The following is a 1,818-nucleotide window of genomic DNA, read 5'->3' as shown; positions in this document are numbered from 1 at the left end:
AAAAACAAAAAGTTAATCCTGAAAATTACATTTTTGGCGCAATGAGAAATACTTTTGAAGTGTGGTACAGCGAATACCTGCAATCATTAAGTTAAAATGGCTACATTAGCTCATATAAGAGCCATAGAGAAACTTTAAAAGCAACAGGTGTGACAGAATTAGCGGTTTATCAAAAAGGAAAGCGAATTATGGTTACATTACCAGTCTAAAAAAACGTCCTCAACATCAAAAGTGAGGACGTTTTTTTAGATTTCTTTTTCTAAAATCGGACAAATACGATCTTGTTTTCCTAAAGGAAAATGTTTTATCCCGATTTTTTTAAATCCATGACGTTCATAAAAACGAATGCCTGCATAATTTTTTTCATAAACAGTCAAACGTAAATAACGTTTTTGTTTCGTTTTAGCATAACGATTCGCTTCATCGAGTAACCGTTGCCCTAACCCTTTGCGTACACGTTTTTGGAACGTCTACGCAAAGGCTTTTAGCAATCAAATTACTCACTATTATATCAAATATTTCAATTAATTAACCCGTTTTCAAATATTTATATTCTAAGCATAATAAAAAGACACACCAGGTGCCTTTTGTTTATTATAATATTTATACAGCTAGTCGTTTTTTATTTTGGTTTAATGACCAGGACCATACAAGTTTAAAATGACAACTCCTGACAAAATTAATACAATTCCTAAGACGCTGCTCAGATTAATAGATTCTTTCCAAACGACTACTGCCAAAACAGTTGTCAATACAATTCCTAAGCCAGCCCATAAAGCGTAAGCAACACTCAAGTTTATAGTTTTCATAGCTAATGCTAAAAAATAAAAACTTGCACCGTATGAAACTAAAGACCCCACAGTTTCCCAAAGCGAACTGAATCCGTTTGAAGCTTTTAACAAATTCGTTCCCAAGAGTTCACCTAGAATCGCGAGCCCCAAAAATATATATCCCATTAAATTACACCTACCTTTTTTTTTATAACGAAAATAATGCCAAAAATGAAAAAATTCATTAGTCGGCGTTTTTTAGCTAGCCACAACCCAGCTATTCGTATATTTTTTATTATACAATTTTACAATTTACTCCGCTTAATTGCAATGTCGTTTTTAATTATTCTCGAATTCTTGTTTTTTAACTTCAAGCATACGTTGTTTACGCTTTTCATAAGCTCTACGGTAACGTTGCATGGCTTTATATTCCTGCTCAAAGACTACCATAGGTCGTTTACCGTCAAGTGCCTGTCTCAATGGCATAGCATTCATTTTTGAAGCTACTTCATCTAATTGTCGTTGTTTCACATCTTTAAATGACGTGCCTTTAGGGTACCAATCACGTAGCTTACGGTTTCTGTTTTCATTTGAACCACGTTGTTGTGGTGATGACGGTGTGGCATAGTATAGCTTAATTTTAAGCTCTTTTTGAACATATTCTAAAAAGTCCCATGAGATAAATTCAGAACCATTGTCGGCTGTTATAGTACGCACAGCTTTGCCATAACGCTCATAAAACAACCTAAATGCATTGAAACACTTGACTTCTGGTAGAAAAATAGTCCATCTTTTTAGTATAAGAGCAGGATCATTTGCAGACCATAAACTAATTAACTTTATGGTCTGCAAATGATCCAAAGAAAATGGAAAAAATGATTGGGATTATTTTTAATGCTAAAAAGGCAAGTGAAACATTTATTACTCAACAAACAGGAAAACCAACAACTATCTTTTTAGATAACTACGAGGATTTGCAACATGACATCACAGTTTCATTGAGAAGAACATTTAACGCTATTAGAAATAAACAGGATAAAAAACAAAA

Annotated in this window: 1 protein-coding gene and 3 pseudogenes; 1 reads left to right on the top strand and 3 read right to left on the bottom strand. The window is 33.3% G+C overall.

Annotated elements, in window-relative coordinates:
* Positions 1-245 precede the first annotated feature (245 nt).
* The 3 genes and pseudogenes from AC1RPH_RS07565 to AC1RPH_RS07555 form a co-directional block, all read right to left on the bottom strand.
* Positions 246-449 (bottom strand): annotated as a pseudogene (locus tag AC1RPH_RS07565) (GNAT family N-acetyltransferase); the annotation flags it as partial.
* 183 nt (positions 450-632) lie between these two features.
* Entirely contained in the window at positions 633-956 is a 324-nt protein-coding gene (locus AC1RPH_RS07560) for a DMT family transporter (protein WP_047916691.1), read from the bottom strand.
* A 153-nt stretch (positions 957-1,109) separates the two neighbouring features.
* Positions 1,110-1,523, bottom strand: a pseudogene (locus tag AC1RPH_RS07555) (IS30 family transposase); the annotation flags it as partial.
* Positions 1,524-1,636: 113 nt separating this feature from the next.
* Between AC1RPH_RS07555 and AC1RPH_RS07550 the strand changes: the two are divergent.
* A pseudogene (locus tag AC1RPH_RS07550) lies at positions 1,637-1,818 on the top strand (plasmid replication initiation protein); the annotation flags it as partial.

This window comes from Dellaglioa sp. CoH-57-MRSF-16 (assembly GCF_056782055.1).
This window is presented reverse-complemented; position numbering and strand designations above follow the sequence as displayed.